The organism is Pseudaminobacter sp. Soil_N_29, from assembly GCF_057656055.1.
The window spans coordinates 347,976-362,192 of sequence record NZ_JBDGLC010000004.1; the positions used below are offsets into that span (position 1 = coordinate 347,976).

A 14,217-nucleotide genomic window follows, 5' to 3' on the forward strand; every position below is an offset into this window, starting at 1 on the left:
CGATGGGAGGCCGACGCGCCCTTCGGCCGCCTACTCGGGCACCAACTCAAGTCGCAGGCGCGTGCCGGTGGCGGCAGCATAACGCCGCAAGGTCGCCAGAGTCGGCGAAACACCGCCGCCCTCAAGCCGTGCCACGGCCGATTGTGTGGTGCCGATCTTCTCCGCGAGCTCGGCCTGAGACAGATGCGCGTCGTTGCGGGCTCGGATCAGTGCCTCGATGATCTCATATTCGGCGTTCGCCTCGTCGTATTCCTTGCGAAATTCCGAATCTTTCATCCAGCGCTTTTTGAGTTCCGAAATCTTTGTCATGACGTCACTCTTTTCATACGCTCGCGGGCAAGGCTCAGTGCCCCGGCAGGTGTCTTCTGGGACTTCTTGACGAAGACATGCAGAATGATCACGCGGCGTCCGGTGACGGTCAGGTAGATGCCTCTGGCTATGCATCGGGCCCTTTGGCCCGAAGCTCCCAAAGCTTGCCTTCGAGATGTCTGACATGCGGCTGCCGCATGCGGTCCAGCCCGAGTGTCTCAACCATCTCCATCAGCCGCAGAAGCCGCGCCCGGAGCGACACAGGCAAGGCCTCAAGCTCGTCATCGACTTCCTTGCCAAGCGTCTCGACCGTCCAGCCCATAGCGCTATATAGCGAATGCGCTATGGGCTTTCAACGGCGAGCGGGGTGGCCGCTTACTCCGCTGCGCCGAGATACTCGCTCAGCGGCGGGCACGAGCAGACCAGGTTGCGGTCGCCGCCGACATTGTCGATACGCGAAACCGGCGGCCAGTATTTTGCCGCGGTGTCGGCATTGCCGGCCGGGTAGGCGGCCTCGAGCCGCGAGTAGGGGTGCGTCCACTCGCCCGCCAGCGCTTCGGCCGCCGTGTGCGGCGCGTTGACCAGCGGGTTGTCCTCGCGCGGCCACTCGCCCTTGGCCACCTTCTCGGCCTCGCCGGCAATCGCGATCATCGCCTCGCAGAAGCGATCGACCTCGTGCTTGGGCTCGGACTCGGTCGGCTCCACCATCAGCGTCCCGGCCACCGGCCAGGACATGGTCGGCGCATGGAAGCCGTAGTCGATCAGGCGCTTGGCCACGTCCTCGACGCTGATGCCGGCTTTGTCCTTCAGCACGCGGGTGTCGAGGATGCACTCATGCGCCACGCGGCCGTTGCGGCCCTTGAACAGCACGGGGAAGTGCGGCTCGAGCTTGGCAGCAACATAGTTGGCGCTGAGGATGGCCGTCTCCGTGGCGTGCTTCAGGCCTGCGGCACCCATCATGCGGATATACATCCAGGTGATGGGCAGGATCGACGCGCTGCCGAACGGGGCGGCCGACACCGCATGCAGCGAGCCTTCGGCGACATGGCCCGGCACGTAGGGCTTCAGATGCGCCTTGACGCCGATCGGGCCGACGCCGGGGCCGCCGCCGCCATGCGGGATGCAGAAGGTCTTGTGCAGGTTCATGTGGCAGACGTCCGCGCCGATGTCGCCCGGACGCGCCAGTCCGACCAGCGCATTGAGGTTGGCGCCGTCGAGATAAACCTGCCCGCCATGCTCGTGGATGACCGCGCAGATGTCGCGGATGCCTTCCTCGAACACGCCGTGTGTCGAGGGATAGGTGATCATCAGTGCTGCAAGGTTGTCTGCATGCTGGGCGGCCTTGGCCTTCAGGTCCTCCACGTCGACATTGCCGTCGTCGTTGCAGTGAACCACCACCACGCTCATACCGGCCATGGCCGCGCTGGCGGGGTTGGTGCCGTGCGCTGAGGACGGGATCAGGCAGATGTTGCGGTGATCGTCGCCGCGCGACTGGTGATAGTGGCGGATCGCCAGAAGGCCGGCATATTCGCCCTGGCTGCCGGCATTAGGCTGCAGCGACACGGCGTCGAAGCCGGTGATCTCGGAAAGCCAGCGGTCCAGGTCGTCGATCATCTCGCGATAGCCGACGGAATGCGCGGCCGGCGCGAAGGGATGCAGGTTGGCGACCGACGGCCAGCTCACCGGCATCATCTCCGCGGCAGCGTTGAGCTTCATGGTGCAGGAGCCGAGCGGGATCATGGCGCGGTCGAGCGCCAGGTCCTTGTCGGCGAGCCTGCGCAGGAAGCGCATCATGTCCGTCTCGGAGCGGTTCTCATGAAAGACCGGCTGGGTGAGGAAACCCTTGGCCCGCGGGTTGGCAGGCAGGGACACCTTGTCGGCTGCGGCAGGCGTCGCACCGAACAGCGCGGCGATCGCCGCAAGGTCGGCCTCGGTCGAGGTCTCGTCGAAGGTCACGCCGACGCGGTTCTCGTCGAAGATGCGCAGCAGCCGGCCGTCCTTCTCGGCGGCGGCGGCGATCTCCTTGGCCTTGCCCTTCGTGACGACCGTCACCGTGTCGAAGCGGCGGGCACCCGCCACTTCGACGCCGGCGGCCTTCAGGCCCTGCGCCAGCCGCTCGGCCAGCGCATGAACCTGCGAGGCGATCGACTGCAGGCCCTGCGGGCCGTGCCAGATGGCATAGGACGCCGCCATGTTGGCCAGCAGCGCCTGCGCGGTGCAGATGTTGGAGGTCGCCTTGTCGCGGCGGATGTGCTGCTCACGCGTCTGCAGTGCCAGCCGGTAGCCTGGACGACCGTCGGCATCGACCGACTGGCCGACGAGGCGACCCGGCATCAGCCGGGTAAGCGCGTCGGAAACGGCGCAATAGGCAGCGTGCGGGCCGCCATAGCCCATCGGCACGCCGAAGCGCTGCATCGAACCGCAAGCAATATCGGCACCGAGCTTGGCAGGCGCCTCCGAAATGGTCAGCGACAGCGGATCGGCGACGAAGATGACGATCGCGCCGGCTGCCTTGGCCTTCTGTATGGTGGCGGCATGGTCGCCATAGACGCCGTGCGTGTCGGGCCAGGAGACGATGAGGGCGGCGGTGTTGTCGCCGATAGCCTCAGCGCCGACCGTGATGCCGAGTGGCTCGGCGCGCGTCCTGACCACGTCGAGCGTCTGCGGGTGCAATTCACCCGCCAGAACGACTTCGCTGCGCTTCTCGCGGTGGTGACGGAAGGCGATGCCCATGCCCTCGGCCACGGCGGTCGCCTCGTCCAGCAGCGAGGCGGAGGCGACCGGCAGACCGGTCAGCTCCGTCACCAGCGTCTGGAAGTGGAACAGCAGTTCCAGACGGCCCTGGCTGATCTCGGACTGGTAGGGCGTATAGGCCGTGTACCAGGCCGGATTCTCGAACAGGTTGCGCTGAATGACCGGGGGCACCCGGCACCCGTGGTAACCGGCGCCGATGAAGCTTTTCAGCACCGTGTTCTTCGCCATCTTGGCCGACAGTTCCGCAAGCGCGTCCGCCTCACAGGCGGCCGCCGGCAGGTTCAGCGCGCGGTCAAGCCGGATCGACTTCGGCACGGCCTGTGAGATCAGCGTCTCGACTGACGGCACGCCGAGCACGGCCAGCATGGCGCGCGCGTCGGTCGTGCTCGGGCCGACATGGCGCGTCTCGAAGGGGTAGGGGGCAATGGTCATTCAGTCACCTTTGTCCTTATCCGATAAGGGCTTTGTAGCCTGCTTCGTCGAGCAGGCCCGTAAGCTGGCTTTCGTCCGCCAGCTTCATCTTCCACAGCCAGCCGTCGGTGGTGGCTGCCGAGTTGACGAGCGCCGGGTCGGACGCCAGGGCTGCGTTGGCTTCGATGATCTCGCCGTCGACCGGCGCATACACGTCGGAAGCCGCCTTCACGGATTCAACGACGACGGCCACGTCGCCTTTGACAACCTTGCGGCCGCTTTCCGGCAGTTCCACGAAGACCAGATCGCCGAGCTGTTCCTGGGCGTAGTCGGTTATGCCCACGGTCGCCACGCCGCCCTCGACGCGGAGCCATTCGTGGTCGTCAGTGAAATAGGTGGTTGCCATGAGAAATTCATCCTTTGCGATAGCGATGCTGCATGAAGGGTAGTGGGTGTATCTCGACGGGCACCCTGGTGCCGCGCACGTCTGCGAAGAGTTTTGTCTCGGGCGCCAGCGCCACCGAGACGTAGCCCATGGCCACAGGCGATCCGACGGACGGTCCGAAGCCGCCGGACGTGACGCGGCCGACCGGATTGCCGGCTTCGTCGAAGAGCTGTGTGCCGGCGCGCACCGGCTGCCGGCCCTGCGGTTTAAGCCCCACGCGCTTTTCGGTCGGGCCCTTGGCGATCGCGGCGCGCAGCGCCTCTGCGCCAACGAACTGGCCGGAAGCGCGAAGATCCTTGGAAATGGCCCACATCAGCCCGGCGTCAACCGGGTTTGTCTCAGGCGTGATGTCCTGGCCGTGCAGGCACAGGCCGGCCTCCAGCCGCAGGCTGTCGCGGGCGGCAAGGCCAATCCACATCACGCGTTCGTCGGCGAGCAGCGTTTCGAGCAGCGCGCGGGCGTCGGCTTCCGGCAGGCCGATCTCGAAGCCGTCCTCGCCGGTGTAGCCGGACCGGCTCATGAACCAGTCCTTGCGCGGCTCGAAGCCGTGCATGAACAGTAGTTCGCCGGTTTCGATGCCGGCGCGCGAAAGGGCGGCCCACGCCTCGGGGCCCTGTATGGCGAGGAAAATGCGGTCGAGAGGTGTAATCGTGCAGTCGAGGCCCTGGGCCAGCTCGCGCAGATGCGCCTCGTCTACGGCTGCGTTTCCGGCATTGGCCACGACCATGAAGCGATCGGCGCCGAGCCGGGTGATGATCAGGTCATCGATGACGCCGGCCTGTTCATTGAGCAGGAAGGTGTATTTCGACTGCCGCTCCGCAAGCGCGAGAGGGTCGAGCGGGCAGGCCTTCGCCAGCAGTGCCGCTGCCTTGGGTCCGGAGACCTCGAACAGCTTCATGTGCGAGATGTCAAACACGCCGACATGCTCGCGCGTATGCTGGTGCTCGGCCATCACGCCGGGCGTATAGGTAAGAGGCATCGACCATCCGGCGAATGCGCCAAAGCGCGCGCCGGCGGCACGATGCAAATCCTCGAGGGGAAGGTTCCTGGTGTGGGCGCCCGTCATGACATCTCCAGAGTCGCACGTGTTCAGCCGCTACTGCGGCAGTCCGTGCCCCTCTGTCTGAAGCCTGAGAGACTCGCGCAACCGGAACTCTGTCGGCAGCGCTTACACCTTCGGCGCGGGGTGTTACCCCCGACTTTCCAGAGCGTCTTTCCCGTCCACGGTTCTTTTGCCTGAGAGATTTCGGGCGATTTCCCCTTCGGCGACAGCTTCCGCTGTTCTCTCCCGCAAACAGGTGGGTCCGTTTCCGAACCCGCGACGACTCATAGCTAGACCATGGCGGACACTTTGTCACGCCTCTTGGGCTGAAAGCGCGATTTTAATGTCGCCGAAGGTGCGACTGGGCGAAAATATTGGGGTTGCTGCGGCCGTGCTAGCCGGCGAGGCGTTCCATGTCGCTCTGCAGCCTGCGGATCAGATGGCCGGTTTCCGCGTGAAGGTTGCGAAGCTTGCCGAGCTGGGCGCCCAGCACTTCCATCGTTTCGTCCTCGTGGTCATCGCCGGTTTCCACGGGCGCGGTGCCGATGCCGTGCAGCACCCAGCACGGGCTCACGCCAAGCAGGCCGGAAAGCATGCTGAGCCGTTGCGCGCCCGGCTGCGAGCGGTCGCACTCCCAGGCCTTGATGGTGGATGCTTTGACGCCGAGCCTAAGTGCGAGCTGCCTGATGCTCATGCCACTGGCCTCACGGGCCCTGGAAAGCCGGCCGCCAATGGTGTCGAAATCCGGAACTTCGTCGTAAATATTCGTGGTGTCGGACACCCGATTTGCCTCCTGTGGTTGGCTGGTTTGTCGCGCTCGCGGAAACAGAGCGCGGGTCGTCAAGGATGGTGCACCGGGGCGGCGGTGGCAAGTTTTTGCCGGTAAAATCGTGTAAATGCCTGTATTTAGGGCGAATTTTGCATGTTCCGCGGCATGGCACCGTGGCGAATCGCCGAACCTTCAGATGCCGCCATACCAGTCGTAGCCGCGATCTTCCCAATAGCCGCCGCGTCCGTCTCCGATGTTGGCGAAGCTGTCCACCAGCTCGATCTTGCGCAGGTATTTTGGCATCTTGTAGCCAAGCTGGCGCTCCACCCGTACGCGCAGAGGCGCGCCATTCTCGACCGGCAGCGGCCCACCGTTGAGCCCATAGGCCAGGATGGTCTGCGGGTGACGCGCGTCGACCATGTCGACCGAGCCGTAGTATTTGATCGGTCCGTCCTCGTCGATGTCGATCGTGTCGAGGCAGTAGAACACCGCATAGCGGGCCTCAGGCTTCACCTTGGCCATGTCCAGCACCAGGGCCAGCGGCACGCCGGTCCATTTGGCAATGCAGCTCCAGCCCTCGACGCAGTCGTGCCGGGTGATCTGGGTGCGCGGGGGCATGGCCATCAGCTGGTCGCGTGAAAGTGACAGCGGATTTGCGACGAGGCCGGAGACCTCCAGCCGCCAGTCGGCGAAATTGTTGGCGAGCAGCCCCTTGTAGGTGTCGTCGTCGGGGGCGGTCACGCCGTTGGGGCGTTGCGGCTGGCGGATGTCGGCCTCGGTATATTCCTGCGCCAGCGCGTCGCGCCCTGCCAGCAGCCGCTGCACGCGGTAGGTCAGGTCGTTGGCGCGCTCCAGCACATGCCGCACGCTGCTGTCGGTGTCGGACAGCGAATCGAAGGCATCGCAGCCCGACAGCGCCAAGCCGGATCCGCCGAGCGCGGCGGCCGTCAGGAAGCGGCGGCGGTTGATGCGGAAGCCAGCCACGTCACGTCTCCTTGTCACTGTCCGGCGGATCGGCTCGATACCACCCGGTGACGACCGACCGCAGCTCGTTTATCGGCCCGGCGGCGACGATCATCACCATATGGACGATGAAGAAGGCGACCAGCAGCAGCATCACCGTGAAATGGATGGTGCGCGCGGTCTGGCGTCCGCCCAGCATGCCGGTCAGGAACGGGATCACCGTGTCCATGCTCGGCGACATCGCCAGCCCGGTCAGGATCATCAGCGGCAGCAGGATCAACAGCACCGTTGCGTAGGACAGCTTCTGCAACGTGTTATAGCGCCGCCCGTGGTGGAAGCGCAGACGGGCATGGTCGGCTATGTCTCCGGGCAGGTTTTTCAGGTCCTCCACACGCGGCGCCAGGTCCCGGCGCAGATGGCCGTTGACGATGCTGGCGATGAGCCAGACAAGCAGCGTGCCGGAAAGCACCCAGGCGAAAAAGAAATGGACCACGCGGCCGGTGGCGAGATCCTGATAGGAGGGTATGGTCGCCCAAGCGGGGAAGGCGCGGGACTGCGGGTTGTCCTTCGGACCAGAGAGCGCCAGCACGCCAGTGGTGTCGAAGCGATGGCCGAAGACCTCAGTGTAACCCTTTGGGCCATCTGCGGTGTTTTCAGCCTTGAACCTCAGCACTGCATTGTCGAAGCCGAAGCCGGACTGCTTTCCGATGTAGAGCGCGGGATGGGCGTTGAAGATTTGCAGGCCGCTGAGCAGCAGGAAGAACAGCGCAATTGCCCAGACCCAATGGGTCAGGCGGGTCCAGGCAGACATGCGGTATATCAGGTTCCCGGCACTTGCCCGTGCCGGTCCCGCTTTATCTGGCGCTCCCTTGAATGCCGCGCTCTCCATCCGCCTGGACCTCCGGACGCTCGGGATATCCCGACGCGCCTTGGTCAACGCATATTACCGCCAGGCGGTGGAGATGACAGCGCTGGTTTGGTCGCGGCAATGACAATGTCGCGACGGCAGCGTTACCTGGCCAGCCGCTCGGCATGCCAGCGGAGGTGGTCGTCCATGAAGGTCGAGATGAAGAAATACGAATGGTCGTAGCCTTCGCGCATGTTCAGCGTCAGCGGAATGCCGGCTGCCTTGCACGCCTCGTCCAGCAGCCATGGCCGCAGCCCGTCTTCGAGGAAGCCGTCCGCCGAGCCCTGGTCGACCAGGAATTCGGGGAAGCGCTTGCCGTCCTCGATCAGGGCCACTGCATCATAGGCCCGCCATGACGCTTCATCCGCGCCGAGATATTTTTCGAACGCCGGCTTCGACCAGCCGGCCACCATCGGGCGCGTGATCGGCGCGAATGCCGAGCAGCTCTTGAAGCGCTCCGGATGCTTCAGCGCGATGGTCAGCGCGCCGTGACCGCCCATGGAGTGGCCGAAGATTGCCTGGCGCGACATGTCGGCCGGGAATTCCTTCGCAACGAGGGTCGGCAGTTCCTCGGTGATGTAGGAATACATGCGGTAGTTGGTTGAGAACGGCGCCTGCGTTGCATCCAGATAGAAGCCCGCGCCGCAGCCGAACTGCCAGTTGTCCTTCTCGTCCGGAACGGCTTCGCCGCGCGGGCTGGTGTCGGGGCACACCACGATCAGCCCGAGCTCAGCGGCCAGCCGGCGGTATTCGCCCTTGTCCATGACGTTCTGGTGGGTGCAGGTCAGGCCCGACAGATACCAGACGACCGGGCAGGGGCCGTCCTTGGCCTGCGGCGGCACGAAGACAGCGAAGGTCATGTCGCAGGCGCACGCCTCGGACGCATGGGAGTAGACGCCCTGGACGCCGCCATGGGATTTTGCGGTGGAAATGGTTTTCATGAAATCGGCTCGATCAGTTCGGTTGGGATGTTGAGAGTGCCGGCAAGTGCCGCAAGGCGCCTGTCGGCGGTGATGAGGGTCTCTCGCCGTTCCAGCGCGAGGGCGAGATAGAGGCAGTCGTAGATCTTATGGTTGCTGTCGGCTGCGATCCTCGTTGCAGAGGGAAGCAGCATCTGGTCCGGAACCAGTTCGGAAACGGCAATCTCCAGTGCCTGTATGCCGCCAAGCACGCCATCCAACGCAACGTGGCCGATGCGCACATATTTCAGCAGCGCATTCGTCGTTTCCACTAGCAGCAGGCCGGGGGCGATGCATCCATCCGAGCGGAACCGTCTGGCGGGCTCCGAGAATGGCGTTTCCACGATCCAGGGAACCGCTATGCTCGCGTCAACGATCATCGCCGGGCCCGGCTATGTTGGGCCGGCCGTCCCGCTCGAGCCGGGATTCTTCCATGATCCTCTGCGCCGTTTCGAGATCAACGGGCTTGCTCTTCTCCCGGATGGCATCGATCAACTCCCAAGCCTCCTCTCGCGTCATTCCGGCCTCTCGCGTGATCACGTCGCGCGCCATCTGCTCCGCCGACTGCCCCTTGGCCTTGGCCCGCGCCTTGAAATTTTCGAGCACTTCGTCGGGAATGTTCCTGATGATCATGCTGCCCATGGAGTTTCTCCGAGTGATATCACAATGATATCACCGTCGGCCGGGCATGCAAGCAAGGCGTCAGCTCGCCAGCGAAACCACCAGGTTCACCGCGGCGGCGACGATCACCGTGTTGTAGAAGAACGAGATGATCGAATGAACCATCGCGGTGGCGCGCATGGTCGTTCTGGTGATGCCGGTGTCGGCGGTCTGCGCGGTCATGCCGATCACGACCGAGAAGTACAGAAAGTCCCATCCGCATGGCCGCTCGGTGCCGGGGAACTCAAGGCCCCCGACCGGTTTCCTGCTGCGCCTGTCGCTCGCGTCCGTGTCCTTGTCGCCCTTCCAGTAAAGATTGGCGTAGTGCAGGCTGGCCATCGTGTGGATCGTGAACCAGCCGAGCGGCAGCGAAAGCATGGAAAATGCGAGCCAAAATGGGTGCGGAATCTGCTTCGCGTTCATCAGCACGAAGAGCGAGCCGACCGCCACGCACACCACTGCAAAGGTCACCAGGAAGATGATCCAGACCGGTTCGTCTGCTTCCTGCGCGCGGCGACTCAGGAAGTCAGGCGTCAGGCGCGGCATCTGCCGCAACACCAGGGCGATGTAGGCGATGAAATAGACATTCGCGCCGATCGAATAGGACAGCGGGTGCTGCAGCAGCATGGCGACGACCAAGGCTACCACACCGGCCGCGGCGCTCATCAGGAAAATGACATGCCGGCCGAAAGGCTTCATTTCATCCCTCCGCGGTGCGGGCAGTCTGAAGCGCGCGCCGAGCCGTCTGGTCGAGCGCGCCGAGGAAGCGCGAGCGGTCCTGCGGCGTGAAGGATGCGTTATAGCCCTTGCTCTCGCCGGTTTCGCGCAAATGTTGCTTCAGGTCGCGCATGGCCACCGCCATGCCGATCGTTTCCGGCGTGAAGGGCTTTCCGGTCACGCCCAACACATGCGCGCCCAGCGCCACGGTGCGTGCGGCCAGCGGAATGTCGGCCGTCACGACGATGTCGTTCGGGCGCGCATGCTCGACGATCCAGTCATCGGCCGCATCCGCGCTCTTGGAAACCACGACGTGGCGCACCATCGGGTCGCGGGAAGGGCGCAGGCCCCCGTTGGACACGAAGGTGACCACAAGCCCCAGCCGGTCCGCGACCTTCTCTGCCTCGGCCTTCACCGGGCAGGCGTCGGCATCGACATAGATGATCGGGTCCGGCATGGGTTTTCTCGGCTCAGTACACCACGACCGAGCGGATGGACTTGCCCTGGTTCATCAGGTCGAAGCCCTTGTTGATGTCTTCCAGCGGCATGGTGTGGGTGATCATCGGGTCGATCTGGATCTTGCCCTCCATGTACCAGTCGACGATCTTCGGCACGTCGGTGCGGCCGCGCGCGCCGCCGAAGGCGGTGCCCTTCCAGGTGCGTCCGGTGACCAGCTGGAACGGACGGGTCGAGATTTCCTGGCCGGCGCCGGCCACGCCGATGATGATCGATTCGCCCCAGCCTCGATGCGCCGATTCGAGCGCCTGGCGCATCACCTTCACGTTGCCGGTGCAGTCGAAGGTGTAGTCTGCGCCGCCGATCTGGTCGGCCCCACGCTTGGTCATGTTGACCAGATAGGGAACTATGTCGCCATCGACCTCGGTCGGGTTGACGAAATGCGTCATGCCGAAGCGCTCGCCCCATTCCTTCTTCTCGTTGTTGAGGTCGACGCCGATGATCATGTCGGCGCCGGCCAGGCGCAGGCCCTGGATGACGTTGAGGCCGATGCCGCCGAGACCGAACACGATCGCGGTCGAGCCGATCTCCACCTTGGCGGTGTTGATGACGGCGCCGATGCCGGTGGTGACGCCGCAGCCGATGTAGCAGATCTTGTCAAAGGGCGCGTCGGGATTGACCTTGGCCAGCGCGATCTCGGGCAGAACGGTGAAGTTCGAGAAGGTCGAGCAGCCCATGTAGTGGAAGATCTTGTCCTTGCCGATGGAGAAGCGGCTGGTGCCGTCGGGCATCAGGCCCTGGCCCTGCGTCGAGCGGATGGCCGTGCACAGGTTGGTCTTGCGGCTGAGGCAGGACGGGCAGGAGCGGCACTCGGGCGTGTAGAGCGGGATGACGTGGTCGCCCTTCTTGAGCGAGGTCACGCCCTTGCCGACGTCGACGACGACGCCCGCGCCCTCATGGCCGAGGATGGCCGGGAAGATGCCTTCCGGGTCGGCGCCCGACAGGGTGAACTCGTCGGTGTGGCAGATGCCGGTCGCCTTGATCTCGACCAGAACCTCGCCTTCGCGCGGTCCCTCGAGATCGACTTCCATGATCTCCAGCGGCTTTCCGGCGGCAACGGCCACGGCGGCACGGGTTTTCATCAGGCAAGTCCTCCAGGGTATGGAATGTGTCAGAATCTCTTCGGCGGGTCTTTCGACCCCGGCAATGGCTAAGCGAAATACCCGCTTTTTGCCATAGCAGAGCCACCATCTACATTATAAGCTCCAGAATGGTAGCCAATCTGCTCCTCGCTACGATTTTCGAGGTTCTGACCTTCCTTGTCCATGCTGCCGGCCTGATCGGCCTTACCCATGTGATCGCCTATCTCCTCGCCCACCCGCTCATCGACGGCAAACAGGGCGAAAAAGTCTTCGCCATGGCGGTGCTGGCGCTCGGCCTCTTTCTGCTCGTCAGCGTCGAAATCGCGCTTTAGCCGGGCGGCTTGCTGGCCCTGGGCGCGTTCAAGCACTTCGAAGAAGCGTTCTATTTCTCCACCTCGGCCTTCGCGACCATCGGATTCAACGACGTCGCACCGGCCAGGGAATGGCGGCTGCTCACCTCGATGGAAGGTGTCACGGGCTTCTTGATTATGGGCTGGACGGCGGCCTATCTGGTCACTTCCGGCATCCGCTTCGGCCCCTTCGAGCGCGACAAGCATTTTTGAAGGCAACTGTCCGCGCGGCTACCCTCGACATTCCGGCACTTGAGGCGTGGCGGGATAGCCCATAGAACTGGAGGCTCGTCAGGGGAAAGACGTCTGCATGTTCAAGAAGATATTGATCGCCAATCGAGGCGAGATCGCCTGCCGCGTCATCAAGACCGCTCGCCGCATGGGCATTGCCACGGTCGCCGTCTATTCCGATGCCGACCGCGACGCGGTGCATGTCGAGATGGCCGACGAGGCGGTGCATATCGGCCCTGCCGCAGCGGCGCAAAGCTATCTGCTGCCAGAAAAGATCATCGAGGCGTGCAAGGCGACGGGGGCCGAAGCCGTGCATCCCGGCTACGGCTTCCTTTCAGAGCGGGCGTCGTTCTGCGAAACCTTGGAAAGCGAAGGGATCATCTTCATCGGCCCGAAGTCCAAGGCCATCCGCGCCATGGGCGACAAGATCGAGTCGAAAAAATTCGCCAACCATGCCCGGGTCAGCACCGTGCCGGGCTATCTGGGCGTGATCGAGGATGCCGACCATGCAGAGCGGATCGCCGGTGAGATCGGCTATCCGGTGATGATCAAGGCGTCCGCCGGCGGCGGCGGCAAGGGCATGCGCGTCGCCTGGGACAGGGCCGAAGTGCGCGACGGTTTTGAGCGCGCCCGCTCCGAAGCAAAAAGCTCCTTCGGCGACGACCGCGTCTTCATCGAGAAATTCATCGTCGAACCGCGTCACATCGAGATTCAGGTGCTGGCCGACGCATATGGCAACGCCATCTATCTCGGCGAGCGCGAATGCTCGATCCAGCGCCGCAACCAGAAGGTTGTCGAGGAGGCGCCGTCGCCTTTCCTTGATGAAAAGACGCGGCATGCCATGGGCGAACAGGCGGTCGCGCTGTCGAAGGCGGTGGACTACCAGAGCGCCGGCACGGTGGAATTCATCGTCGACCGCGATCGCAATTTCTACTTCCTAGAAATGAACACCCGCCTGCAGGTGGAGCATCCGGTGACCGAACTCGTCACTGGCGTCGACCTGGTCGAGCAGATGATCCGCATCGCGGCCGGTGAGAAGCTGGCAATCCGCCAGGAAGTTGTGCGGCTGAACGGCTGGGCGGTGGAAAGCCGGCTCTACGCCGAAGATCCCTATCGCAACTTCCTGCCTTCCATCGGCCGGCTCACCCGTTACCGGCCTCCGGAGGAAGGAACATTCGGTGACATCGTCATCCGCAACGACACTGGGGTAACGGAAGGCTCCGAGATTTCGATGTTCTACGATCCGATGATCGCAAAACTCTGCACCTGGGCGCCGACCCGGCTGGAGGCGATCGACGCCATGTCGGAGGCGCTGGACGAGTTCGTGGTCGACGGCATCGAGCACAACATTCCGTTCCTCTCGGCGCTGATGCAGCATCCGCGCTGGCGCGAGGGCCGTCTCTCCACCGGCTTCATTGCCGAGGAATATCCCGATGGCTTTGCGCCGATGAAGCCGGACGACAATGAAAAGGCGGTGCTGGCTGCCGTCGCAACGGCGGTCGAACTGTTGCGCCGCGACCGTCTCGACCGGCTGACCGGGAGGCTGGCGCCACATTCGGGCATGCTGAAGCCGGACTGGGTGGTGCGCCTGGATGACGAATACATCCCGGTATCCATCGGCGAGGGCATGGTATCGATCCCGATGGAAATCGACCTCTCGGTCGCCGGAGGCAAGCTGCTCACGGTCATTTCCGATTGGCGCCCCGGCGAGGCGGTGTGGCGCGGAACGGTCGGCGGCCATACGGTGGCAGCTCAGATCCGGCCAATTAACAATGGCGTCCGCATCGCCTGGCGCGGGCTTTCGGTGTCCGCGCGCACCATGCTGCCGCGCACTGCCGAGCTCGACCGTCTGATGCCGGCCAAGGTCGCGCCAGACACATCCAAGCTGCTGCTGTGCCCCATGCCGGGCCTCGTCGTTTCTATCGCGGTTGCCGAAGGGCAGGAGGTCAAGGCCGGCGAGACGCTGGCCGTGGTCGAGGCGATGAAGATGGAAAACGTGCTCCGCGCCGACCGCGACCTTACTGTTGAGAAAATCATCGCCCAGCCGGGCGACAGCCTGGCCGTGGACGCGGTGATCATGGAGTTCGCATGATGCTCCCGAA

General features: G+C 64.2%; 18 protein-coding genes and 1 riboswitch. Of the genes, 3 read left to right on the forward strand and 15 right to left on the reverse strand.

Features of this window, described 5'->3' with window-relative positions:
- Nucleotides 1-30 precede the first annotated feature (30 nt).
- The 15 genes from AC3A4H_RS12455 to AC3A4H_RS12525 all read right to left on the reverse strand — a co-directional run bounded on the left by AC3A4H_RS12455 (nt 31) and on the right by AC3A4H_RS12525 (nt 11,534).
- Complete coding sequence (locus AC3A4H_RS12455) at nt 31-309, reverse strand: helix-turn-helix domain-containing protein (protein ID WP_348779556.1); 279 nt, start codon at nt 307-309, stop codon at nt 31-33.
- The gene (locus AC3A4H_RS12460; protein ID WP_487766924.1) at nt 306-401 is read right to left on the reverse strand and encodes a type II toxin-antitoxin system RelE/ParE family toxin; all 96 of its coding nucleotides are present in this window, start codon (nt 399-401) and stop codon (nt 306-308) included. The genes AC3A4H_RS12455 and AC3A4H_RS12460 overlap by 4 nt, the downstream gene beginning before the upstream one ends.
- A gap of 35 nt (nt 402-436) precedes the next feature.
- Nucleotides 437-631 carry a type II toxin-antitoxin system RelE/ParE family toxin gene (locus tag AC3A4H_RS12465; RefSeq protein WP_487766925.1) on the reverse strand — a complete coding sequence of 65 codons (195 nt, stop codon included), beginning with the start codon at nt 629-631 and terminating at the stop codon, nt 437-439.
- 53 nt (nt 632-684) lie between these two features.
- Nucleotides 685-3,495 (reverse strand): aminomethyl-transferring glycine dehydrogenase, encoded by a 2,811-nt coding sequence (gene gcvP, locus AC3A4H_RS12470; protein WP_487766926.1) that lies wholly within the window; start codon nt 3,493-3,495, stop codon nt 685-687.
- 16 nt (nt 3,496-3,511) lie between these two features.
- Nucleotides 3,512-3,880, reverse strand: a complete 369-nt coding sequence (gene gcvH / locus AC3A4H_RS12475) for a glycine cleavage system protein GcvH (RefSeq protein WP_487766927.1) — start codon at nt 3,878-3,880, stop codon at nt 3,512-3,514.
- Nucleotides 3,881-3,887: 7 nt separating this feature from the next.
- Nucleotides 3,888-4,985, reverse strand: coding sequence for a glycine cleavage system aminomethyltransferase GcvT (gene gcvT / locus AC3A4H_RS12480; RefSeq protein WP_487766928.1), 1,098 nt, complete (start codon nt 4,983-4,985; stop codon nt 3,888-3,890).
- Nucleotides 4,986-5,133: 148 nt separating this feature from the next.
- Nucleotides 5,134-5,220, reverse strand: a riboswitch (glycine riboswitch).
- A 135-nt stretch (nt 5,221-5,355) separates the two neighbouring features.
- Nucleotides 5,356-5,742, reverse strand: a complete 387-nt coding sequence (locus AC3A4H_RS12485; RefSeq protein WP_348779561.1) for a helix-turn-helix domain-containing protein — start codon at nt 5,740-5,742, stop codon at nt 5,356-5,358.
- A 180-nt stretch (nt 5,743-5,922) separates the two neighbouring features.
- Nucleotides 5,923-6,714 (reverse strand): molybdopterin-binding protein, encoded by a 792-nt coding sequence (locus tag AC3A4H_RS12490; RefSeq protein ID WP_487766929.1) that lies wholly within the window; start codon nt 6,712-6,714, stop codon nt 5,923-5,925.
- Between the two features lies 1 nt (nt 6,715).
- Nucleotides 6,716-7,582, reverse strand: a complete 867-nt coding sequence (locus AC3A4H_RS12495; RefSeq protein WP_487766930.1) for a cytochrome b/b6 domain-containing protein — start codon at nt 7,580-7,582, stop codon at nt 6,716-6,718.
- Between the two features lie 122 nt (nt 7,583-7,704).
- On the reverse strand, nt 7,705-8,541 hold the full coding sequence (gene fghA, locus AC3A4H_RS12500; RefSeq protein ID WP_487766931.1) for an S-formylglutathione hydrolase: 837 nt from the start codon (nt 8,539-8,541) through the stop codon (nt 7,705-7,707).
- On the reverse strand, nt 8,538-8,939 hold the full coding sequence (locus AC3A4H_RS12505; RefSeq protein ID WP_487766932.1) for a type II toxin-antitoxin system VapC family toxin: 402 nt from the start codon (nt 8,937-8,939) through the stop codon (nt 8,538-8,540). The genes fghA and AC3A4H_RS12505 overlap by 4 nt, the downstream gene beginning before the upstream one ends.
- Nucleotides 8,929-9,201: a FitA-like ribbon-helix-helix domain-containing protein gene (locus tag AC3A4H_RS12510; protein ID WP_487766933.1), complete on the reverse strand. Its 273-nt coding sequence runs from the start codon at nt 9,199-9,201 to the stop codon at nt 8,929-8,931. The genes AC3A4H_RS12505 and AC3A4H_RS12510 overlap by 11 nt, the downstream gene beginning before the upstream one ends.
- Before the next feature lie 60 nt (nt 9,202-9,261).
- Nucleotides 9,262-9,918, reverse strand: a complete 657-nt coding sequence (locus AC3A4H_RS12515) for a DUF1345 domain-containing protein (protein WP_487766934.1) — start codon at nt 9,916-9,918, stop codon at nt 9,262-9,264.
- A gap of 1 nt (nt 9,919) precedes the next feature.
- The gene (locus AC3A4H_RS12520; RefSeq protein WP_348779568.1) at nt 9,920-10,393 is read right to left on the reverse strand and encodes a YaiI/YqxD family protein; all 474 of its coding nucleotides are present in this window, start codon (nt 10,391-10,393) and stop codon (nt 9,920-9,922) included.
- Between the two features lie 13 nt (nt 10,394-10,406).
- Nucleotides 10,407-11,534, reverse strand: coding sequence for an S-(hydroxymethyl)glutathione dehydrogenase/class III alcohol dehydrogenase (locus AC3A4H_RS12525; RefSeq protein WP_487766935.1), 1,128 nt, complete (start codon nt 11,532-11,534; stop codon nt 10,407-10,409).
- Between the two features lie 128 nt (nt 11,535-11,662).
- On the opposite strand from AC3A4H_RS12525, the gene AC3A4H_RS12530 reads away from it, so the two are divergent.
- The 3 genes from AC3A4H_RS12530 to AC3A4H_RS12540 all read left to right on the forward strand — a co-directional run bounded on the left by AC3A4H_RS12530 (nt 11,663) and on the right by AC3A4H_RS12540 (nt 14,207).
- Nucleotides 11,663-11,866: a hypothetical protein gene (locus AC3A4H_RS12530; RefSeq protein WP_487766936.1), complete on the forward strand. Its 204-nt coding sequence runs from the start codon at nt 11,663-11,665 to the stop codon at nt 11,864-11,866.
- 9 nt (nt 11,867-11,875) lie between these two features.
- Nucleotides 11,876-12,097, forward strand: a complete 222-nt coding sequence (locus tag AC3A4H_RS12535) for an ion channel (RefSeq protein ID WP_487766937.1) — start codon at nt 11,876-11,878, stop codon at nt 12,095-12,097.
- Nucleotides 12,098-12,194: 97 nt separating this feature from the next.
- Nucleotides 12,195-14,207 carry an acetyl-CoA carboxylase biotin carboxylase subunit gene (locus AC3A4H_RS12540; protein ID WP_487766938.1) on the forward strand — a complete coding sequence of 671 codons (2,013 nt, stop codon included), beginning with the start codon at nt 12,195-12,197 and terminating at the stop codon, nt 14,205-14,207.
- Nucleotides 14,208-14,217: the final 10 nt, after the last annotated feature.